Below are 21,222 nucleotides of genomic sequence, written 5' to 3'. Positions count from 1 at the left end.
AGTCTCGACGGTTCAACCCCTGTTATATTCGCTTTACCAGATATATGACTATGCGTATATTCGGTTATCCGTATCCATTGCTCGGCAATCATCCCGCCGCCTTTCACCCTACGCGTCACGACATCCGCAAGCGCATCAGGCTCTTCGTTTTGGTCAAGACACAAGCTTCTGGAGGATGTATGACAGAACCCATGACCCCCACCACCTTGTTCAAGTGTCTGGCCGATGACACCCGGGCCAAAATTTCCCTGCTTGTCGTGCGCGAAGGCGAGTTGTGTGTATGCGAGCTGACGGCAGCGCTCGACCTGAGTCAGCCGAAGATTTCTCGCCACTTGGCGCTGCTGCGCTCCGCCGGTTTGCTGCTGGATCGTCGCCAGGGTCAATGGGTGTACTACCGACTGAATCCTGATGTGCCCGCGTGGGTGGCAGCAGTTTTGAAGGCAGTGGCAGACGCCAATCAGCCATGGCTGGAAACCGAGGCCAAGCGCCTGTGCTGCATGAGCGACCGACCGATCAATCAGGCCATGTGCAGCTGATTCATGCCCACCGGATCAACCACCCTGGCACTGCGCCTCAGTTTCTGAATGAAGGAATCGTCTGATGAAAATCTTGTTCATGTGCACCCACAACAGCTGCCGCAGCATTCTGTCCGAGGCGCTTTTCAACCATTTGGCGCCCGAGGGCGTAGACGCTGTCAGCTCAGGCAGCTTTCCCAGTGGCCGGGTGAATCAACGGGCACTGCAAACGCTGGAGGCGGCGGGTATTTCCACAGTGGGCTTGAGCAGCAAGGCTTCGGATGCTTTTGAGGGCTCGCCTCCGGACATCGTGATCACCGTCTGTGATCGGGCTGCGGGAGAAGCATGCCCGATCTTTTTCGGCCCGGCCCTGAAGGCGCATTGGGGTCTGGCCGACCCGTCTGAGGCTAGCGGGTCGGAAGCCGAGATCACCGCAGCGTTCGCAACCACACTGGCCAAAATCCAGGAACGCGTGAGTGCGTTTCTCGCACTGCCGCTCAAGACCATGAGCCCTGACCAACTGCAAGCTGAACTGAACCGCATCGGTTCGCTTTGAAGATCAACCGAGGCGCCCCCCCTCCAGGTGCCGCCGCAGGAGTTCATATGCAAGACACATTGCCAAACGTACACGCCGACCTGATCGACATTCCTACGCTGGAGCAGCTGTCTCCGCGTAATCCTTCGCCCCACAAACCTCGCATTTTGCTGCTATACGGATCGACGCGAGAGCGCTCGTTCAGTCGTCTGGTCACGCAAGAAGCGGCACGCCTGCTGAATGAGTTTGGCGCCGAAACCAGGATTTTTGACCCTGCGGGTCTGCCGCTGCCTGATGACGCCCCCGACACTCATCCCAAAGTCGCGGAGTTGCGCGAGCTGATGCAATGGTCAGAGGGTCAGGTGTGGTGCTCTCCTGAGCGTCACGGTTCCATGAGTGCCGTGTTCAAAGCGCAGATCGACTGGGTTCCGCTGGCGCTGGGCGCTGTACGACCTACGCAAGGCAAAACCCTTGCTGTGATGCAGGTCTGCGGCGGCTCGCAGTCCTTCAACGTGGTCAATCAGTTGCGGGTACTTGGCCGCTGGATGCGGATGTTCACCATCCCGAACCAGTCTTCCGTGGCCAAGGCGTTCACCGAGTTCGATGAAGCGGGTCGCATGAAGCCTTCTTCGTACTACGACCGCTTGGTGGACGTGATGGAAGAATTGATGAAGTTCACGCTGCTCTTGCGCGATCGTCAGGATTACCTGGTCGACCGTTATTCCGAGCGCAAGGAATCCGCCGAAGAGCTGTCCAGACGAGTCAACCAGCGTTCCATTTGATGCCTGTGCGGGGCAACGGTATGGCCCGACCCCGATCTTTCACTCGTTGAGGCCTTTGCGCCGGGAGGATGCTGGTGAGTCAGAATTCGACACTTGATGTTGTGGTCATTGGTGGTGGCCAATCCGCGCTGACTGTCGCTTATTTTTTGAAGCGCACAGGCTTGTCTTACGTGCTGCTCGATGCCGAGCCGGGACCGGGAGGCGCCTGGCGGCATGGCTGGGATTCGCTGCGGCTCTTCTCGCCGTCGGCATGGAGCTCGATTGCAGGCTGGCCGATGCCGGCCATATCCGAGGGGACGCCCGGGCGGGACGATGTTGTCGAATACCTGACTCAGTACGAGCGCCGGTATGACTTCCCCATCATCCGCTCCACGCGGGTGACCGGTGTCGAGAAGATCGAAGGCGGGTTGCGCGTTATCTCAAAGGACAATTACTGGGACGCCAAAGCGGTTATCAGTGCAACAGGCACCTGGAGCCGCCCGTTCGTACCGGACTATCCCGGCCAGGCGTTGTTTGCAGGCAGGCAGCTTCATTCCGCTCATTACGTCGGGCCGAACGGGTTTGCGGGTAAAGCCGTCCTTGTCGTCGGTGGCGGCAACTCCGGCGCCCAGATTTACGCCGAGGTCTCCAAAGTGGCTCAGGCAACCTGGGTCACGCAACAGGCCCCAACGTTCTTACCTGATGAGGTGGATGGACGCGTCCTGTTCGAACGCGCTACTGCTCGACTGAAGGCGCAGCAGGATGGCGTCGAGCCTCAACAGCCCGTTGGAGGGCTGGGCGACATCGTCATGGTGCCGCCGGTCAAGGAAGCTCGCGAACGCGGTGTACTGAACGCAGTACGGCCGTTCACGCGTTTTACTTCGACGGGGGTTGTGTGGTCATCGGGCATCGAGACAAAGGTGGACGCTGTCATCTGGTGCACGGGTTTTGCTCCGGCGCTCGACCACCTGAACAGCCTGGGCGTTGTAGGCCGGGATGGCAAAGTGATTGTGGACGAAAGCCGAAGCGTTGCGATGCCCGAACTGTGGCTGGTGGGTTATGGCGACTGGACGGGGCTCGCTTCTGCCACATTGATCGGCGTAACCCGCACCGCCCGGGATGTAGTCAGGCAAGTGCAAAGCTATCTCACTGGCGGAACCTGATTGCTCGCGGCGCCGTGAAGCCATAAGGTCGCTAGCCTGTAAATCATCTTCAGCGAGCAGAATCAGGCAAGTCGCCAACAGTATCCGCCTAACGCCGACACCGCCCTGCCCCCTAATCTGAACCCATGCAGAACACACCACTGCAACGGGTTAACCAGATACGGATCTGAACGACCCGGACCTCAATCTCAACTTGACCGGAGTCACCGCCATGAAAACTGTAAGCCAACTGATCGCCGTCGCCACTTTCGCCCTCAGCGCCAGCGCATTCGCCGTACCGAGCAATCAGGAAGATCGTTTCTTCACCCAGGTCAACGAACCACAGCAGACTGTTGCTGCCGATGGCTCGGAACGTACGCCGCAGGGTCAGGCTCTGGCTGAAAACGGCCGCAATCGCCTCGAGGAAAAAGGCCTGGCGGAGGACGGTTATGACAAGACCCCACAAGGCCAGGCCATCGCTGCCGACGGTTCAGACCGCACCCCATTGGGTGAGGCCCTGGCCGCTGATGGATCGGACCGCACACCGGGTCGTCGCGCAGCTTAAGCGCGTGTTGCCGAGACAGGACAAGTCCTGCGGGTTTGAGACCTGCAGGACTTTTCCGTCTTTTGAGGCAAGACCTGATCGAAAACTCAATTGATAGGAACAGGCAATACTTCGATCCGATTCGGCATCGTCCGCCAGCGTTATCCGCCCTAGCATGGCCTCTCCAATTGCCTGCTGGAGTACAGATCCATGAAGACCCTTTTCATCACCGGTGTCAGCAGCGGCTTTGGCCAAGCGCTGGCCAAGGAAGCACTTGCCCAGGGCCATAAGATCATCGGCACAGTGCGCAGCGAATCAGCGCTGGCAGCCTTCGAAGCGCTGTCGCCCGAACGCGCTCATGGGGTGGTGCTGGACGTTACCGATTTCGATGCCATCGATGGGGTGGTTGCGGCAGTGGAGGATCGCCACGGCCCGGTGGACGTGCTGGTCAACAACGCAGGTTATGGCCACGAGGGGATTTTTGAAGAGTCGTCGCTGCAGGAAATGCGCCGCCAGTTCGACGTCAACGTGTTCGGCGCGGTGGCGGTGGCCAAGGCGTTCGTCCCGTATTTTCGCCAGCGCCGCGCGGGGCATGTTCTTAATATCACGTCGATGGGGGGCCATATCACCATGCCCGGGATCGCGTATTACTGCGGCAGCAAGTTTGCGCTTGAGGGCATCTCCGACACCTTGAGCAAGGAGCTTGCACCCTTCAATATTTTTGTCACCGCTGTGGCGCCGGGGTCATTTCGCACCGACTGGGCAGGCCGCTCGATGCAACGCACGCCGCGTAGCATCAGTGACTACGACGCAAGCTTCGATCCGGTGCGCAAGGCCCGGGAGGAGAAAAGCGGCCAGCAGCTGGGCGATCCGCTGAAAGCTGCACGGGCCATGCTGACCATCATCGACAGTCCAGATCCGCCGGCTCACCTGCTATTGGGCAGTGATGCGCTGGCGCTGGTGCGTGACAAGTTGCAGCAGACGGCGGAGAGTATTGAGCAATGGGCAGCGCTTAGTCGTTCGACGGATGGCTGAAAGATCAAAAGCACCCTCACCCCAGCCCTCTCCCGGAGGGAGAGGGAGCCGATCCGGGTGGATTCAACCCCCGCGTTCGGCACAATATTACAGGTCGGCGTAGTACCAGAAAGCACCACGGTCAGTCCCCTCTCCCTCTGGGAGAGGGCTAGGGTGAGGGCTCTGTCTGACACCCCGCCAATCAGCCAGACAGGTTCGAACGCGCCTTTTCACAAGGAAACCCACAGCCCATGCCGAAACCCAAAGACCCAATCACAGCGCGCATGGTCCAGTTAATGAGCCAGCTCGCCCCGCTGGAGGGCTACAACCTGAGCCCGCTGGACGATGTGCGTTTCCTGCGTTCCAACCGACCGCTGACTCGCACGCCGGTGTTGTATGAACCGGGCATCGTCATCCTCTGTCAGGGGCGCAAACGCGGCTATCTCGGCGATGAAATCTACGTCTACGACGCTCAGCACTATCTGGTGGTGTCAGTGCCGGTACCTTTCACCATGGAAACCGACGCCAGCGAAGCCGAGCCAATGCTCGCGGTGTACGTACGTCTGGATTTCGCCCTGGCCGGCGAGCTGATTCAGCAAGTGGATGAGCGGTGGGAATTTCCCACAGCGCAACCGATGGGCATGTACGCCTCGCCTCTCGACGAACCGCTACGCCAATCGACCCTGCGCTTTCTTGAAGTGATGAGCAACGATGCCGACGCGCAAATCCTCGGCCCGGCGATGCTGCGCGAGCTCTACTACCGTATCCTCACCGGCGAACAAGGTGGCACCCTGCGCGCCGCCATCGCCCAACAAGGCCAGTTCGGCAAAGTGACCCGCGCCATCCACAAGATCCACAGTTGCTATCACCAACATCTCGACGTAGAAACCCTGGCCGAAGAAGCGCAGATGAGTGTGCCGAATTTTCATCTGCACTTTCGCAAGGTTACCGATTCCTCGCCGATGCAGTATCTGAAGTCGACGCGGCTGCACCAGGCGCGATTGCTGATGCTGCGTAACGACCTGACCGCGGCAAAATCTGCGTTTCTGGTCGGTTACGAAAGCGCCTCGCAATTCAGCCGCGACTTCAAACGCCTCTTCGGCCGCACGCCGCTAGCGGAAGTGGCGTGGATGAAAACGGCCTATGCGCTGCCGGCACCGACGAGTGCTTCGCCGTTTGTGTCGTCGCACTGATTTTCAGTGCCACGCTCCGCGCACTTATTGCAGCAAATTCCCCGTTCGCATAGTGCTTGCCCCCTCCTGCGTTTCCTCGCCCAATCATGCAGGTCAGTCGCCTGCATCAGGATGGGAACATGAACACCACAGCCATTCCCGAAGGTTTTACTCCGTTCACCCGCAGCAGTCCTTTGCTGGATCTGCTCGGCCCGATCTACGCCAGGGGTCAGGGGCTGCACTTGGAATTGGGTTTACTGACCGACTCCCGCCACGCCAACGGCCGTGGCACTTTGCATGGCGGTGTATTGGCGACACTGGCGGACGTGGGCATGGGTTACGCCATGGCCTTTTCCAGCGATCCACCGCAGCCGTTGATCACCGCGAGCATGACCCTGGATTATCTCGGTGCAGTGCAAATCAACGAATGGCTCGAAGTGCGCCTTGAGCACTCCAGAAAGGGCCGCCAACTGGCGTTTGCTGGCGTCAGTCTGCACGTCGGTGAGCGAACGGTTGCGCGCGCCAGTGCCGTGTTCGCCGTGCCGATGAATTGAATCGACTGACTCGACTCATCGTCACATCTGGACGGCAGGCCGGGATTTGCCGCCCCGCCCGCACGGTCATTACCTTGAAGGCATTGTGTTCGCCATCGTCACCCCATACGCAGCCAGAAGCATATCCGCCGCCCGCTCACCAATAACGACACACGGCGCCATCGTGTTGCCAACGGTAATGCGCGGCATGATCGAGGCATCTGCAACGCGCAGCCCGTCGATCCCGTACACGCGTAATTGGTGGTCAACCACCGACAGCGCATCGCGGCCCATTTTTGCCGTGCACGACAGGTGCCAGTAGGTCACGGCCGAATTGCGGATGAACTGCTCCATAGCGCGACGCTCTCTGGGACCGGGCACGACTTCGCGCTTGATCAGCGCATTGAAGGCCTGGCTGTTGCCGAGTGCGCGGCACAGTTCGATCGACGCATGGGCTGCGGCCATGTCCTCGGGCTCGCTCAGGGAGTTCGGCTCAATGATCGGCGCATCCAGCGGCCCAGCACCCGACAACCGCAAGCGCCCACGACTGGCCGGTCTGGCCAGCCCGGCGAACATGGTCCAGCCATGCTCCGGCGGCTCGATGGCGACCTCAGGCGGAGACGGTACCGCGAATGCCAACTGGCACTGCAACAGGTCCGGGGCTTCCAGGCGGCTGTCGCTTTTCCAGTACAAGGTGGTTTCGCATCCGCTGCCAGCGACGGCCTGGGGTTGTCGATACTCCCACGTGCAAGCGAACGCCAGATGATCCTGCAAATTCTCGCCCACACCGGGTAGATGAACGACCGGTGCGATGCCGTGTTTTCGCAGCTCATCCGCCGGGCCGATGCCCGACTGCATGAGCACTTTCGGTGATTGCACCGCGCCCATGGACAGGATGACTTCAGCTGCGGCATGAAAGCAGCGCCGCTCGCCGGCGATCAACACTTCGACACCGACGGCCCGGGTGCCGACCAGCAACACGCGAGTCACTAAGGCTCCGGTCAGCACCGTCAGGTCGGGACAGTGCAACCGTGGCTGGATGTAGGCGTCGTAAACCGATTCGCGCTTGCCCTGTTTGATGCGCAGGTCGGTGACAGCGATCCCTCCTGCGCCTTCCATCATCTCGCCATTGGGACTGTCGAATCGGGGGATGCCCAGATCGCTGGCCGCCTCCAGCGTTGCCCACGCAAGGGGTTGAGGCGTGGCCGGCTGTTCGACATGTACCGGCCCACCTGAACCACGCCGAGTGGCGTCCGGGCTGCCTTGCCAGTTTTCGATCCTGCGGTAGTAATCGAGAACCGATGCGTAGCCCCAGGCCGGGTCGCCAGACTCGGCAGCAAAATGCTCCCAATCGGCGCGATGGCCGCGCGACCAGACCATCACGTTGATGCTCGAACCTCCACCGAGCCCCTTGCCCATGCTCAGCGGGAGCCGTCGACCGTTGAGGCGTGGATCGGATTGCCCCTCGAATGCCCAGTCGCGCGCGGAGCCGAGGTTCAGCGGCCATTGCGCCGGTTCGGTCACCTCGGGGCCTGAGTAACGTTCGCCGGCTTCAATCAGCAGAACCCGTGCGCCTGACTGATCGGCAAGCCGCGCAGCGACCACGCAGCCCGACGTGCCGGCACCACAGACAATGAAATCATAGTCGTGAGCACTTCGAGGGTTCATATGCCCGCTCACCTTCGATGCCGCGATCACTGCTCAGCAACGCCGTGCACGGCTTTGAGAATCACCGCCGCGACTTGCGCCGGCTGCGACTGCTGCGGGACATGGCTGGACTTCACCTCGGCGAGGGTCGCACTGATGCGCTTGGCGGCAGACCGCTGGACGTCGGGATGAATCATCCGGTCTTCGGTAGCGAGCAGGTACCAGGACGGCTTGGTTTTCCAGGCCGAAACGGTGGTTTTATCTTCGAAAGCCGAGGCCTTGATCGGCCCCTGTGTGGCGGTCATGACGGCGGTCTGCGCGGCCGGCAGATCCTGAGCGAAATCCTTGGCCATGCCTTCAGCGGTCAGATAGAGGAAGCCGTTACCGTCGGCCTTGATCTGACTGATGCCCGGCGGCGTCGGCGCACCTTTGCCCTGTTCGCCACTGGTTTGCCCGGCGTCTGGCGCGAAGGCGGCGACATACACCAGCGCGCTGACTTTCTGGTCGTTGCCGGCTTCGGTGATCACCGTGCCGCCCCAGGAGTGACCGACCAGCACCACCTTGCCCTGCTGGTTGTTCAGCGCGCGGCGCGTGGCGGCAACGTCATCGGCCAGCGAGGTGAGCGGATTTTGCACAACGGTAACGGCCACGCCTTTGGCTTGCAGCAGTGGCACCACTTTGGCCCAGTCGGAACCGTCGGCGAAGGCGCCGTGTACGATCACCACCGAAGGCGTTGTATCCTGCGCGTGGCTGGCGCCGGCCATGAAGGTACTGACCAGGGCAAAGGCGACGGTGGCGAATTTCGATTTGATTGTTTTCATTGGATGAGCTCCTGTTCGGGAGTTCAGAGTGTGCTGGCCGGCCTGCGATGTGGGCATCGGTCAATTATCCGACCCCGGGGCATTTTTCATGGATAGTGGCTTGCAACTGGACATCTCACTGGACGGCGCACTGGCAACCATCGCCCAGGTCGGTGACCTCAGCATGGGGCAACCGCTCGGTCACTCCCGGCGCGTTGCCGCTTTGGCGCGGATGCTCGCGCAGGCATGCCACGGCGACGGTGAGCATCTGCAGGTTGCAGAGCAGATTGCCTTGCTGCGCTGGTCTGGGTGCACGGCCAACGCCGAAGGCTTTGCCGACCTGCTGGGTGACGACGTCGATGGTCGCCGCGCAATGCTCGATCTGACCTTGGGCAATGAGCAGATGAACGCGGTGCATCAGGCAACCCCGCTGGCCGTGGTGCACTGTGAAGTGTCCGGTGCAATCGCCAAAACCCTCCAGCTCGGAACCGCCGTCGAAGCGGGCCTGTGTCGGGTGTTCGAAACCTACGACGGCACTGGCCGACCGCTCGGCGTGGCGCATGAACATATCCCGGAGGTGGCCTATCAGGTGGTCATGGCCGGTGATCTGGATATTCTCACTCGCGCTCACGGCCTGGACGCGGCGTTGCGCTGGATCAACGAGCAGTCGGATCGGCGCTATCCAGCGTCGCTGGTGTCGTTGCTGGTGGCCAATGCCAAGGCCTGGCTGGCGGATCTGGAAACGCTTTGCACAAAAGTTGAACCCGCGCCTGAGCAGCGTCGTGTCTCGCTGACTTTGGTCGGAGACGTCATTGACTTGAAGTTGCCATGGCTGGCCGGGCATTCGCGTCAGGTCGCGCATGTTGCCGTGGAAGCGGCACGCCTGTGGGGGCTGAGTGAGCCGACTTTGGCAAACATTGGCAAGTCCGCGCTGATTTACGGTCTCGGCCGCGCAGCCGTTTCCAATCACCTATGGAATAGCCCAGGGTCGCTGCCCTACGGTGCGGCAGAGCGAGTGCGGCTGGTGCCTTACTGGACGCAACAGGCGCTCCGACCGGTTCCTGAACTGACCGCGGCCGCCGAGATAGCCACCCACGCGTATGAACGGCTCGATGGCAGCGGCTATTTTCGCGGCGTGGCGGGTGATGCACTGAATGCCGAACATCGGCTGTTCGCCACCTCGGTCGCCTGGGTAGCGTTGAGGCAAGCCCGGCCATGGCGAGCAGCCCACGACGAAGCCGCAGCAGCCACGCTACTCAAACAGGATGCTGGCCGTGGTCTGTTCGATAACGATGTCTGCGAAGCGGTCATTGCCGCCGCCAGTGGCGAGCGCCGCCTGCGGCAACCCAAGCCTTCGCTGCTGACAGCCCGTGAGTGCCGCATTCTTCTGGAGATCAGCCGTGGCGCCAGCAACAAGCAAGTCGCGCAACTGTTGGCTATCAGTCCGAGCACGGTACGCACGCACATGGAAAGCATCTTTCGCAAATTGCAATGCTCGACCCGTGCAGCCGCCACTCTGAAGGGGCTGACACTGGGCTTGATCGCCTGAGCCCTGCGCCGGGTCAAGCCTGATCAGCCTGCCTGGCGCGAGCAAGTTCGATGAATGCCCTGGCGGCCGCAGAGGGATTGCGGCGGTTCGGGTAGTACAGGCACAACCTGTCTCGGGGCGGGGTCCAGTCCTTGAGTACCTGCACGAACTCGCCGCTGCGGATTTCGTCACGAACGTCCTGCTCCATGAAAAAGCCCAGCCCCATATCCGCCTGCACCGCCACCTTGACCACGCTCGATTCATCCAGGGTCAGCGGCCCGTTCACATCCAGACGAATGACTTCGCCGTCGCGCTCGAAATACCAAGGGAAAATCGCCCCGTTCGGCAGTCGCACACGGATGCATCGATGCCCGGGCAGATCGGACGGCGAGCGCGGTTTGCCGTGTTGTGCAAAATACCCCGGCGAACCGACCACCGCGTACCGTTGCGGCGGGCCGACAGGCACTACAATCACATCGCTGGGCACCAGGCCTGCCGAGCGCACGCCGAAATCGAAGCCGTCAGCCACGATATCCACCAGGCGCCCTTCGGTCACAAGGTCAATGTGGACTTTCGGATGCTGCTGCAAAAACTCGATCACCAGTGGCAGCAGCGCCGAACGCGCAGCGCTGGCGAAGGCATTGATGCGCAGCGTTCCCGAGGGTCCGGCATTCTGCGATCGCACTGCATCCAGTGCCGCGCGCAAGTCGTGCAAGGCTGGCCCCACTTGCTCGAGAAACACCCTGCCCGCTTCGGTGATGGCGACGCTGCGGGTGGTGCGGTTGAACAGGCGCGATTCGAGGCGCGCTTCGAGTTGCGCAATGGTGTTGCTCAGCGCGGTGGTCGAAACGTCGAGATCAATGGCAGCCTGGCGGAACGACCCCCTGCGTGCCACCGCTATAACGGCATCCAGTTCATTAAGGGCTAAGCGATCCTGGGCCATGGATTGTCCTCATTTTCGGGATAGGTCATTAAGGTTTGTCCCAGTTGAACAAACTATCTGTGGCGCAGCAAGATGACTCCAGACCATCAATCAGGAGTCAGGCAATGAACCTTCAACTTTCCAACGTCGTGCAAACGTATCTCACGGTCACCGACGAGAAAAAAATCTCCGACGCAATCCATCAATTCCTCGCGCTGGAGATCTCGCCATGCTGAATTCAGGATTGACTGGCAAGCGGGTGCTCGTCACCGGCGGTACCAAGGGAATCGGCAAAGCAGTGGTCGAGTGGTTCCTGGCCGAGGACGCAAAGGTCATCACCTCGGCTCGGCAAGTGGACGTCGAAATGCCGGGCGCACTGCTGGTTGCGGCTGATCTTTCGACACGGGAAGGTTGTGACGCACTCATCGCTGCGGTCGAACAGCAACTGGGCGGCGTCGACATAGTGATCCATGTCCTGGGTGGCTCGTCGGCCCCCGGTGGTGGTTTTGCGGCGCTGGACGAGGAACAGTGGCAACGCGAGCTCAACCTGAATCTGCTGCCGGCGGTGCGCCTTGATCGCGCCCTGCTCCCGGACATGCTCGAGCGTCGTAATGGCGTGGTGATCCATGTCACATCCATCCAGAGTCGGCTGCCACTGCCGGAATCAACGACGGCGTACGCGGCGGCCAAGGCTGCGCTGTCAACCTACAGCAAAAGCCTGTCGAAAGAAGTGTCACCCAAGGGGGTTCGCGTCGTGCGGGTATCGCCGGGCTGGGTTGAAACCGAAGCGTCGGTGGCATTCGCCGAGCGACTCGCGCAGGAGGCAGGCACTGACTATCAAGGTGGCAAGGACATCATCATGCAGGCCCTGGGCGGTATCCCGCTCGGCCGCCCGTCGACGCCAGTTGAAGTGGCTGAGCTGATCGGGTTCCTGGCATCGCCGCGAGCAGCGTCGATCACCGGGAGTGAATTTGTGATCGACGGCGGCACCATCCCGACCATTTAGCCGCCAGTCTGCGGGTCATGGACGACCCGCAGAATCCGCACAGCACGTCTACATCCGATGCTGCTCCAGCAAAAAATCCACAAACAAGCGCACCCGCACCGGCATCGCCGCGCCGCCGACGAACACCGCATGAATCGGTTCCTCATCGCCCGGGTTGAACGCTTGCAGCAGCGGGATCAGCGCGCCGCGCTGCAAGTCTTCCCTGACGGTGAACTCGCCAATCCGCGCAATTCCGGCGCCGAGTCTGGCGAACTGAGCCAGTGCTTCGCCGCTGCTGCATTCGATGTTGCCGCTGACTTTCAGCGAGAACTCCTTGCCGTCGCGGATGAACGGCCAGTTGGCTTCGGCGCGGCGGAAGTTGAAGCGCAGGCAGTTGTGCTTGAGCAGGTCTTCGGGTTCGAGAGGTGTGCCGTGGCGTTTCAGGTAATCGGACGATGCGACCACGACCTGGCCGGTGTGGCCGAGCCGGCGTGCGGTCAACGGGCTGTCGGGCAGATGGCCGAAGCGTATGGCGACGTCCGCCTGGCCGGCGAGGATGTCAACGACTTCGTCGCCGAGGCTGAGGTCGACGACGATGTTCGGGTAACGGGCGGTGAAGGCTGCGACCAGCGGCACAATGGTCAGCCGTCCATGGCCAAGGGCGGCACTGACACGCAAGCGGCCCTTGGGTACGCCCTGATCGGTGATGGCCCCTTCCACTTCGTCCATGTCGGCCAGAATCCGCCGGGCACCGCGCAGGAAGGCCTCGCCCTCGGTGGTAAACGTCAGCGCGCGGGTGGTGCGCAGCAACAGACGAGTGCCGAGTCGCTGTTCGGCGCGGGCGATGATCCGACTGACCGCCGAAGGCGTCAGCCCCAACGCGCGCGCAGCTGCTGAGAGGCTGCCCTCCTGCGCCACGGTGACGAACACGCTCATTTCCCCTGACCTGCCGTTGAAGTCCATTCGTGCCTCTTACGCAAAGGTGATTGCCAAAATCGCCATCTACCGCCGGAAAACCATGGATCGTAGCATTGGCGGCATAGATGAGGAGACTTTCCATGCGTATCAATCCACCACTTGTTGCACTCGCTGTCGGCGCCTTTGGCATCGGCGTCACCGAGTTCGCGCCGATGGGCATGTTGCCCGGCATTGCCGCCGATCTCGGCGTTTCCATTCCCGCTGCGGGGTTGCTGGTCAGTGCCTACGCTTTGGGCGTGCTGCTCGGCGCGCCGCTGATGACCCTGACCACTGGCAAGATCCCCCGGCGCTATCTGCTGATCGGGCTGATGGCGATTTTCACCCTGGGTAACCTGATGTCGGCGCTGGCCACCGATTACTCCAGCCTGATGGTCGCCCGAGTGATCACCTCGCTCAATCACGGCGCATTCTTCGGAGTGGGCTCTGTGGTCGCCGCCAGCGTGGTCGCGCCGGAAAAATGTGCCGGCGCCGTGGCGGCAATGTTCATGGGCCTGACGTTGGCGACTATCGGCGGTGTGCCGCTGGCAGCCTGGTTTGGTGAACTGTTTGGCTGGCGCACGGCGTTCTGGGGCATTACTGGCCTCGGTGTGCTGACCATGATCGCTTTGTGGTTCGCCCTGCCCAATCTGAAAGCAGAGCAAGGCGCGGGTGCGCTGGCGGAAATACGGGTATTGGGCAGAGGTCCGGTGTTGGCGGCGCTGGCCCTGACCGTGGTCGGCTCAAGTGCGATGTTCACCGTATTCACTTACATCGCGCCGATCCTCAGCAGCGAGACCCATGCCTCCGCCGCGTTCATCACTGCCATGCTGGTGCTGTTCGGCGTCGGCTTGACGCTGGGCAACATGTGGGGTGGCAAGGCTGCCGACCGTTCTATCGACCGCACCCTGATCGTGTCGCTGAGCGCATTGATTGTGGTGTTACTGGCGTTCACTGTGCTGATGCGCTGGCCGCTGCCGGCCGCCGTGGCGATTCTGATCTGGGGTATCGCCAGTTTCGCCCTGGTGCCACCGCTGCAAATGCGCGTGATGGAAGCGGCCAAGGACGCGCCGAATCTGGCTTCGGCGGTGAACATCGGTGCGTTCAATTTCGGCAACGCGATCGGCGCGGCGCTGGGTGGCGCGGTGATCAATGCCGGGCTGGGTTATCCAGCGATTTCCCTGGCCGGCGCGGCGATGGCTGGTCTGGGGTTGCTGATGGTGCTGACGTTCGCCTGGCGCTCCAGAGCCAGTGCCGCTGCGCTGGCGTAAGTCTTCGCAGCGCTACGCCCCGCCCTGCTGATACTCACGCGGCGTGCAGCCGAACTCGCGACGGAACACCGTGTGCAGATATTGCGCAGACTTGAAGCCGCAGGCCTGGGCAATGTCGGCAATCGCCGCATCGGTGTTCTTCAAACCGCTGGTAGCCGCCGCCAGTTTGAAACGCAGAATCTCGTCATGCACGCTGCAACCGCGCTCAGCGCGGAAATGCGCTTCCAGCGATGAGCGCGACACCCCGACATACGCCGCCACTTGCGCGGTCTTGATGCCCTGACAGGCATATTGGCGGATGAACAGCAGCGCTTGCATGACGTACGGATTGCCCAGCGGTTGGTGCAGGCTCGACACCTGCACATTGACCGCATCAGGCGGAATCAGGATTTGCGTACCGGTGGACGGCATGCCGTGGAGCATCTGGTGCAGCAATTGCGCGGCGGTGCGGCCCATGGTTTCGGTGCCCTGGATCACCGAACTCAGCGGTACGCGGGTCAGGCTGCGGGTCAGCGGGTCGTTGTCGATGCCGATCAGCGCGACCTGCTCGGGCACGGCAATGCCGGCGGTCAGGCAGGCTTGCAGCAACTGCCGGGCGCGCGCGTCGCTGACGGCGATGATGCCGATCGGTTTCGGCAGGCTGTGCAGCCAGGCGATCAGTTGCTCGACGGCACTGTCCCACAGCGGCGCGCTGGTGCCCATGCCGCGATAGATCTCGGCGTGCAGGCCGTCGCGCTGCATCAGTTTGCGAAAGGCTTTCTCCCGCTCCTGCGCCCAGCGATTGGCCTGCGCCTCCGGCAGACTGAAACAGGCGAAGCGCTGCAACCCCGCCTCGACCAGATGCGAATAAGCCAGAGTGATCAGTGCGTTGTTATCAGTGGCAACGTAGGGGATCGCTTTCGGATAGGCGCGCGCATCCTCGTAGGAACCGCCGACCGCCACCACCGGCAAATGAATGTCGGCCAGCGCCTCGCCAATCAGCGGATCGTCGAAGTCGGCAATGATGCCGTCACCCTGCCAACGCTCGATGCCCTTCAAGCGGCAAAGAAAGTCCTCTTCCAGAAACAGGTCCCAGGAAGCGCGGGTGCTGCTCAGGTAGTTGCCGATGCCGCTGATGATTCCACGGTCGTAGATCTTGCTGCCGTTGAACAACAGGGCGATGCGGTGCACGGGCGGTAGGCTTTTCATTCAGTATCCGGATTTTGCGTAAAGCCATTCGCGAGCAGGCTCGCTCCCACACGGTTTTGTGCACGACACGAATCAAATGTGGGAGCGAGCCTGCTCGCGAAAGCGGCCTCAAATTGTTTTTGTTCCGGGCGCCATGTCACGGCGACGATGGACACAGACTAGGCCTGCGCGCGCTGAAGCTCAATACGCAAAATCGCACTCACGGTTGAGGCTTTTCATAATCAGCGGGCACGGGGGCGTTGCTAGTATCGAGACACCGCCAAGAACAACAAGGACAAGGTCCATGCAGTATTTCCCCAATATCGAGCCGGTTCGCTACGAAGGCCCGAACAGTGATTCGCCCCTCGCTTTTCGTCACTACGATGCCGACAAACTGATCCTCGGCAAACCCATGCGCGAACACCTGCGCATGGCCGCCTGCTACTGGCACACCTTCGTCTGGCCGGGCTCCGATGTGTTCGGTGCCGGCACCTTCAAGCGCCCCTGGCAACGCAGTGGCGAACCGATGGAACTGGCCATCGGCAAGGCTCAAGCCGCCTTCGAGTTCTTCAGCAAACTGGGCATCGATTACTACTGCTTTCACGACACGGACGTCGCCCCCGAAGGCAATTCGCTGAAGGAGTACCGCGAACACTTCGCACAAATGGTCGATCGCCTCGAACAGCATCAGGCACAAAGCGGCATCAAGCTGCTCTGGGGCACCGCCAACTGCTTCAGCAATCCACGTTTTGCCGCCGGTGCCGCGAGCAATCCCGATCCGGAAGTGTTCGCCTGCGCCGCCGCGCAAGTGTTCAGCGCGATGAACGCAACCCATCGCCTCAAGGGCTCCAACTACGTGTTATGGGGCGGTCGCGAAGGCTACGAAACCCTGCTCAATACCGACCTGAAACGTGAGCGCGAACAACTCGGGCGCTTTATGCGCATGGTGGTCGAGCACAAGCACAAGATCGGTTTCACCGGTGACCTGCTGATCGAGCCTAAGCCGCAGGAGCCGACCAAGCACCAATACGATTACGACAGCGCCACGGTGTTCGGCTTCCTCCAGCAGTACGGCCTGGAGAAGGAAATCAAGGTCAACATCGAGGCCAACCACGCGACCCTGGCCGGCCACAGCTTTCATCACGAAATTGCCACTGCCGCCTCGCTGGGGATTTTCGGCAGCATCGACGCCAACCGTGGCGATCCGCAGAACGGCTGGGACACCGACCAGTTCCCCAACAGCGTCGAAGAAATGACCCTGGCGACCTATGAAATCCTCAAGGCCGGCGGATTCAAGAATGGCGGCTTCAATTTCGACTCCAAGGTGCGCCGGCAGAGCCTCGACGAGATCGACCTGTTCCACGGCCACGTCGGCGCCATGGACGTTCTGGCCTTGTCGCTGGAACACGCCGCTGCGATGGTTGAGAACGATCAATTGCAAACCCTCAAGGACCAACGCTACGCCGGCTGGCGTCAGCCGTTCGGGCAAGCGGTGATGGCGGGCGACTTCAATCTTGAGTCACTGGCCGAGCACGCGTTCACCAACGAGCTGAACCCGCAAGCCGTCAGTGGCCGTCAGGAAATGCTCGAAAACATCGTCAACCGCTATCTCTATCGCTGATCGCCGAGACCCTCTGCCGACGCAACCACGCTGTGACAATTGCACGACAATTCTGTGCCTGCTGCGTCGGCAGATTCTCTACAGTTCTACCAGCCCGATTCATCGTCAGGCCGTGTCTTTCCAACAAAAATAAAAGGACGCACCACCATGAAGAACTTGAAACGTACGCTGTTGGCCAGTGCCCTGGCGTTGTTGGCCCTGCCGGTAATGGCTGACGCTACCCACCCGAAAATCGGGTTTTCCATTGATGACCTGCGTCTGGAACGCTGGTCGCGCGACCGCGATTACTTCGTCGCGGCGGCGGAAAAAATGGACGCCAAAGTCTTCGTGCAATCGGCGGACGCCAACGAGCAGAAGCAGATTTCGCAGATCGAAAACCTTATCTCTCGCGGCGTCGATGTGATTGTCATCGTGCCGTTCAACGCGACAGTGCTGACCAACGCCGTGGCCGAGGCGAAGAAAGCCGGGATCAAAGTGGTGTCTTACGACCGGCTGATTCTCAACGCCGATGTCGACGCCTATATCTCCTTCGATAACGAAAAGGTCGGCGAGATGCAGGCCGGCGGCGTGCTGAAAGCGGCGCCCAAGGGCAATTACTTCTTGCTCGGTGGCGCGCCCACCGACAACAACGCCAAGATCCTCCGTGAAGGCCAGATGAAGGTGCTGCAACCGGCCATCGACAAGGGCGATATCAAGATCGTCGGCCAGCAGTGGGTCAAGGAATGGAACCCGACCGAAGCGCTGAGCATTGTCGAAAATGCCCTGACCCGTAACAACAACAAAATCGACGGCATCGTCGCCTCCAACGACGCCACCGCCGGCGGCGCCATCCAGGCACTGGCCGCGCAGCAGCTGGCCGGCAAGGTGCCGATTTCCGGCCAGGACGCTGACCTCGCAGCGGTCAAACGCGTAATCGCCGGCACGCAAACCATGACCGTGTACAAACCGCTGAAACTCATTGCGTCCGAAGCGGCGAAGCTCTCGGTGCAACTGGCACGCAACGAAAAACCGGCCTACACCTCGCAGTACGACAACGGCAGCAAAAAGGTCGACACCATCCTGCTCACGCCAACGCCGTTGACCAAGGACAACATCGACTTGCTCGAACAGGACGGCTTCTACACCAAGGCGCAGATTGCCGGGCAGTGATCCGGTCGTAAATCTTGATCAGACCTGTGGGAGCGAGCCTGCTCGCGAAAGCGGTGTATCAGTCAGCGATGCATTGCTTGAACTGACGCTTTCGCGAGCAGGCTCGCTCCCACAGGTCTCGTGGTGTGTGAGTCTTCGATATACGAGCCTTTTCCATGTCCGACTATCTGCTGCAAATGAACGGCATCGTCAAAACCTTCGGCGGTGTCAAAGCGCTCAACGGCATCGACATCAAGGTCCGGCCCGGTGAATGCGTGGGCCTGTGCGGCGAGAATGGCGCCGGCAAGTCGACGCTGATGAAGATCCTCTCGGCGGTCTATCCCTATGGCACCTGGGACGGTGAAATCCTCTGGGACGGGCAACCGCTCCGGGCGCAATCGATCAGCGAAACCGAGGCCGCCGGCATCGTCATCATCCATCAGGAACTGACGTTGGTTCCCGACCTGTCGGTCGCCGAAAACATCTTCATGGGCCATGAGCTGACGCTGCCCGGCGGACGCATGAACTACCCGGCGATGATTCACCGCGCCGAAGCCTTGATGCGTGAATTGAAGGTGCCGAACATGAATGTTTCGCTGCCGGTTTCGCAGTACGGCGGCGGCTACCAGCAACTGGTGGAAATCGCCAAGGCCCTGAACAAACAGGCGCGCCTGCTGATTCTCGACGAGCCCTCCTCGGCCCTGAGCCGCTCGGAAATCGAAGTGCTGCTGGACATCATCCGCGACCTCAAAGCCAAGGGCGTCGCCTGCGTCTACATCTCGCACAAGCTCGATGAAGTCGCCGCCGTATGCGACACCATTTCGGTGATCCGCGACGGCAAACACATCGCCACCACCGCCATGGCTGACATGGATATTCCACAGATCATCACGCAGATGGTCGGCCGCGAAATGAGCAACCTCTACCCCAGCGAGCCGCACGAGATTGGCGAGGTGATTTTCGAGGCGCGCCACATCACCTGCTACGACGTCGACAACCCCAAGCGCAAACGGGTCGACGACATCTCCTTCAGCCTCAAGCGCGGCGAGATTCTTGGCATTGCCGGGCTGGTCGGGGCCGGCCGCACCGAGCTGGTCACCGCACTGTTCGGCGCCTACCCCGGCCGCCACGAGGGCGAAGTCTGGCTGGACGGCCAGCCAATCGACACGCGCACGCCGCTGAGAGCGATCCGCGCCGGCCTATGCCTGGTGCCTGAAGATCGCAAGCGCCAAGGCATCATTCCTGACCTCGGCGTCGGCCAGAACATCACCCTCGCCGTGCTCGAGAGTTATTCGAAAATGACCCGCATCGATGCCGAAGCCGAACTGGGCTGCATCGACCGGGAAATCTCCCGTCTGCATCTGAAGACCGCAAGTCCGTCCCTGCCGATCACCAGCCTGTCGGGCGGCAATCAGCAGAAAGCCGTACTTGCCAAGATGCTCCTGGCGAAACCGCGCGTACTGATTCTCGACGAGCCGACCCGAGGCGTGGATGTCGGCGCCAAGTACGAGATCTACAAGTTGATGGGCGCGCTGGCCGCCGAGGGGGTGTCGATCATCATGGTTTCATCGGAACTGGCCGAAGTGCTCGGCGTGTCCGACCGCGTATTGGTGATCGGCGAAGGCCAGTTGCGCGGTGACTTCGTCAACCATGAGCTGACCCAGGAACAGGTACTCGCCGCCGCCCTCAGCCAGCCGGGCAGCCATAACAATAATGATCGGAAAACCGCGTAAATGAATCAGGTCAAACAACTGTTCACCCGCTACAAGATGCTCGCGCTGGTATTTGCCGTGGTGCTGATCTGGCTGTTCTTCAGCTGGCAGACCGAGGGCGGCTTCCTCACCCCGCGCAACCTTTCCAACCTGCTGCGGCAGATGTCGATTACCGGAATTCTGGCCTGCGGCATGGTGCTGGTGATCATCAGCGGCGAGATCGATTTGTCGGTGGGTTCATTGCTCGGCCTGCTCGGCGGCCTCGCGGCGATACTCGACGTGGTCTATCACATTCCGCTGCTGGCGAATCTGAGTCTGGTCGCCCTGTGCGGCCTGATGATCGGCCTCGCCAACGGCTACATGGCGGCGTACTTGCGCATCCCGTCCTTTATCGTCGGCCTGGGCGGCATGTTGGCGTTTCGCGGGATTTTGCTGGGGATCACCGGCGGCACCACCATCGCCCCGGTTTCGCCGGAGCTGGTCTATGTCGGCCAGGGTTATCTGCCCCACGCGATCGGCACCGGCCTGGGCATTCTGCTGTTCGTGCTGACGGTATTTCTGACCTGGAAACAACGACGCAATCGCGCCCTGCATGGCCTGGCGGCGCATTCGCTGGTACGTGATGTTGTGCGCGTGCTGGTAATCGGCGCGGTGCTGGCGGGTTTTGTTCAGACCCTCAACAGTTATGACGGTATTCCCGTGCCGGTGCTGCTGTTGCTAATTCTGCTCGGGGTGTTCAGCTACGTCACCAGCCAGACCGTGTTCGGCCGCCGGGTCTATTCGGTCGGCAGCAACATGGAAGCGACGCGCCTGTCAGGCATCAATGTGCAGGCGGTCAAGCTGTGGATCTTCGGCATCATGGGCGTGATGTGCGCCCTCGCCGGCGTGGTCAACACCGCACGCCTCGCCGCCGGCTCACCGTCCGCCGGCAGCATGGGCGAACTCGACGCCATCGCCGCCTGCTTCATAGGCGGCACCTCCATGCGCGGCGGCTCCGGCACCGTCTACGGCGCCCTCCTCGGCGCACTGGTGATCACCAGCCTGGATAACGGCATGTCGATGCTCGACGTGGATAGCTACTGGCAGATGATCGTCAAGGGCAGCATTCTGGTGTTGGCGGTCTGGGTGGATGTGAGTACGCGCACGGCGCGGCGTTGAAACGTTGCAGGTGAGTTGGTAAAACGCAAATGAGGCCTGATCACAGGCCTCACTTTTTCCTATCAACGGCGTGAACCGTCTCTTGCGACTGGCTTAAGCGTGCTTTTCCGGGT

20 protein-coding genes are annotated in these 21,222 nt (G+C 61.2%); 15 read left to right on the top strand and 5 right to left on the bottom strand.

Going from position 1 to position 21,222, the window contains the following annotated elements:
• Nucleotides 1-179: 179 nt before the first annotated feature.
• The 8 genes from AB4N85_RS06240 (at nucleotide 180) to AB4N85_RS06205 (ending at nucleotide 6,237) form a co-directional block, all read left to right on the top strand.
• The gene (locus AB4N85_RS06240; RefSeq protein WP_150742657.1) at nucleotides 180-536 is read left to right on the top strand and encodes a metalloregulator ArsR/SmtB family transcription factor; all 357 of its coding nucleotides are present in this window, start codon (nucleotides 180-182) and stop codon (nucleotides 534-536) included.
• Nucleotides 537-600: 64 nt separating this feature from the next.
• Entirely contained in the window at nucleotides 601-1,071 is a 471-nt protein-coding gene (locus AB4N85_RS06235; RefSeq protein ID WP_095179654.1) for an arsenate reductase ArsC, read from the top strand.
• A gap of 47 nt (nucleotides 1,072-1,118) precedes the next feature.
• The gene (gene arsH / locus AB4N85_RS06230; protein ID WP_150742658.1) at nucleotides 1,119-1,832 is read left to right on the top strand and encodes an arsenical resistance protein ArsH; all 714 of its coding nucleotides are present in this window, start codon (nucleotides 1,119-1,121) and stop codon (nucleotides 1,830-1,832) included.
• Nucleotides 1,833-1,900: 68 nt separating this feature from the next.
• Nucleotides 1,901-2,974, top strand: coding sequence for an ArsO family NAD(P)H-dependent flavin-containing monooxygenase (locus AB4N85_RS06225; protein ID WP_252869269.1), 1,074 nt, complete (start codon nucleotides 1,901-1,903; stop codon nucleotides 2,972-2,974).
• Nucleotides 2,975-3,185: 211 nt separating this feature from the next.
• Nucleotides 3,186-3,518: a hypothetical protein gene (locus tag AB4N85_RS06220; RefSeq protein WP_252869268.1), complete on the top strand. Its 333-nt coding sequence runs from the start codon at nucleotides 3,186-3,188 to the stop codon at nucleotides 3,516-3,518.
• Between the two features lie 189 nt (nucleotides 3,519-3,707).
• Complete coding sequence (locus tag AB4N85_RS06215) at nucleotides 3,708-4,532, top strand: oxidoreductase (RefSeq protein WP_150635626.1); 825 nt, start codon at nucleotides 3,708-3,710, stop codon at nucleotides 4,530-4,532.
• Between the two features lie 230 nt (nucleotides 4,533-4,762).
• On the top strand, nucleotides 4,763-5,704 hold the full coding sequence (locus tag AB4N85_RS06210) for an AraC family transcriptional regulator (RefSeq protein WP_252869267.1): 942 nt from the start codon (nucleotides 4,763-4,765) through the stop codon (nucleotides 5,702-5,704).
• A gap of 119 nt (nucleotides 5,705-5,823) precedes the next feature.
• Nucleotides 5,824-6,237 carry a PaaI family thioesterase gene (locus AB4N85_RS06205; protein ID WP_056784917.1) on the top strand — a complete coding sequence of 138 codons (414 nt, stop codon included), beginning with the start codon at nucleotides 5,824-5,826 and terminating at the stop codon, nucleotides 6,235-6,237.
• Between the two features lie 69 nt (nucleotides 6,238-6,306).
• On the opposite strand, the gene AB4N85_RS06200 is transcribed toward AB4N85_RS06205, so the two are convergent.
• Together AB4N85_RS06200 and AB4N85_RS06195 are read right to left on the bottom strand one after the other, a co-directional pair.
• Complete coding sequence (locus tag AB4N85_RS06200) at nucleotides 6,307-7,884, bottom strand: GMC family oxidoreductase (protein ID WP_460067400.1); 1,578 nt, start codon at nucleotides 7,882-7,884, stop codon at nucleotides 6,307-6,309.
• A gap of 26 nt (nucleotides 7,885-7,910) precedes the next feature.
• Nucleotides 7,911-8,684 carry an alpha/beta fold hydrolase gene (locus AB4N85_RS06195; protein ID WP_460067398.1) on the bottom strand — a complete coding sequence of 258 codons (774 nt, stop codon included), beginning with the start codon at nucleotides 8,682-8,684 and terminating at the stop codon, nucleotides 7,911-7,913.
• 88 nt (nucleotides 8,685-8,772) lie between these two features.
• Here AB4N85_RS06195 and AB4N85_RS06190 point away from each other — a divergent pair, with 88 nt between their 5' ends.
• A complete protein-coding gene (locus AB4N85_RS06190) occupies nucleotides 8,773-10,212 on the top strand; it encodes an HD domain-containing phosphohydrolase (RefSeq protein ID WP_460067395.1) in 1,440 nt (479 codons plus the stop codon).
• 13 nt (nucleotides 10,213-10,225) lie between these two features.
• On the opposite strand, the gene AB4N85_RS06185 is transcribed toward AB4N85_RS06190, so the two are convergent.
• Nucleotides 10,226-11,134, bottom strand: coding sequence for a LysR family transcriptional regulator (locus AB4N85_RS06185; protein ID WP_460067392.1), 909 nt, complete (start codon nucleotides 11,132-11,134; stop codon nucleotides 10,226-10,228).
• 208 nt (nucleotides 11,135-11,342) lie between these two features.
• Between AB4N85_RS06185 and AB4N85_RS06180 the strand changes: the two genes are divergently transcribed.
• A complete protein-coding gene (locus AB4N85_RS06180) occupies nucleotides 11,343-12,119 on the top strand; it encodes an SDR family oxidoreductase (RefSeq protein ID WP_252883618.1) in 777 nt (258 codons plus the stop codon).
• Between the two features lie 48 nt (nucleotides 12,120-12,167).
• Here AB4N85_RS06180 and AB4N85_RS06175 read toward each other — a convergent pair whose 3' ends face one another.
• Nucleotides 12,168-13,061 (bottom strand): LysR family transcriptional regulator, encoded by an 894-nt coding sequence (locus AB4N85_RS06175; RefSeq protein ID WP_252883617.1) that lies wholly within the window; start codon nucleotides 13,059-13,061, stop codon nucleotides 12,168-12,170.
• Nucleotides 13,062-13,156: 95 nt separating this feature from the next.
• Between AB4N85_RS06175 and AB4N85_RS06170 the strand changes: the two genes are divergently transcribed.
• On the top strand, nucleotides 13,157-14,323 hold the full coding sequence (locus AB4N85_RS06170; protein WP_460067387.1) for an MFS transporter: 1,167 nt from the start codon (nucleotides 13,157-13,159) through the stop codon (nucleotides 14,321-14,323).
• Between the two features lie 12 nt (nucleotides 14,324-14,335).
• Here the strand turns inward: AB4N85_RS06170 and AB4N85_RS06165 are convergent, their stop codons facing one another.
• Complete coding sequence (locus AB4N85_RS06165) at nucleotides 14,336-15,511, bottom strand: XylR family transcriptional regulator (RefSeq protein ID WP_016774329.1); 1,176 nt, start codon at nucleotides 15,509-15,511, stop codon at nucleotides 14,336-14,338.
• 283 nt (nucleotides 15,512-15,794) lie between these two features.
• Here AB4N85_RS06165 and xylA point away from each other — a divergent pair, with 283 nt between their 5' ends.
• The 4 genes from xylA (at nucleotide 15,795) to AB4N85_RS06145 (ending at nucleotide 21,109) form a co-directional block, all read left to right on the top strand.
• On the top strand, nucleotides 15,795-17,111 hold the full coding sequence (gene xylA, locus AB4N85_RS06160) for a xylose isomerase (protein ID WP_252883616.1): 1,317 nt from the start codon (nucleotides 15,795-15,797) through the stop codon (nucleotides 17,109-17,111).
• 147 nt (nucleotides 17,112-17,258) lie between these two features.
• Nucleotides 17,259-18,260 carry a D-xylose ABC transporter substrate-binding protein gene (gene xylF / locus AB4N85_RS06155; protein WP_016774327.1) on the top strand — a complete coding sequence of 334 codons (1,002 nt, stop codon included), beginning with the start codon at nucleotides 17,259-17,261 and terminating at the stop codon, nucleotides 18,258-18,260.
• 155 nt (nucleotides 18,261-18,415) lie between these two features.
• Complete coding sequence (xylG, locus tag AB4N85_RS06150; protein ID WP_460067383.1) at nucleotides 18,416-19,972, top strand: D-xylose ABC transporter ATP-binding protein; 1,557 nt, start codon at nucleotides 18,416-18,418, stop codon at nucleotides 19,970-19,972.
• A complete protein-coding gene (locus AB4N85_RS06145; RefSeq protein ID WP_252879917.1) occupies nucleotides 19,973-21,109 on the top strand; it encodes a sugar ABC transporter permease in 1,137 nt (378 codons plus the stop codon).
• The last annotated feature ends 113 nt before the right edge of the window (nucleotides 21,110-21,222 follow it).

It is taken from the genome of Pseudomonas sp. H1_G08, from assembly GCF_054681355.1.
The sequence above is the reverse complement of the archived record's forward strand: the minus strand, read 5'-3'. Positions and strand labels throughout refer to the sequence as shown.